This window comes from Mammaliicoccus lentus, assembly GCF_002902755.1.
In the GTDB taxonomy this organism is placed as follows: Bacteria; Bacillota; Bacilli; order Staphylococcales; family Staphylococcaceae; genus Mammaliicoccus; species Mammaliicoccus lentus.
Genome location: NZ_PPRS01000058.1, coordinates 1 through 258, shown reverse-complemented (window position 1 = coordinate 258; position 258 = coordinate 1). Strand labels below are relative to the sequence as shown.

The 258-nt window shown below is 46.1% G+C and carries 1 rRNA gene; it reads left to right on the top strand.

The window, feature by feature from the left end:
• Positions 1-70: 70 nt before the first annotated feature.
• Positions 71-258 (top strand): 16S ribosomal RNA (locus CD135_RS11680); the annotation flags it as partial.

Sequence of the window (258 nt, the reverse complement as noted above, 5' to 3'; positions counted from 1 at the left end):
TTGAGTACTGAAAGTACTTCAAAGAGTGATTGGCTTAACCAATCAACAAGAGCTAATCAAGCTTACTTCTTTTATGGAGAGTTTGATCCTGGCTCAGGATGAACGCTGGCGGCGTGCCTAATACATGCAAGTCGAGCGAACAGATGAGAAGCTTGCTTCTCTGATGTTAGCGGCGGACGGGTGAGTAACACGTGGGTAACCTACCTATAAGACTGGGATAACTCCGGGAAACCGGGGCTAATACCGGATAATATATTG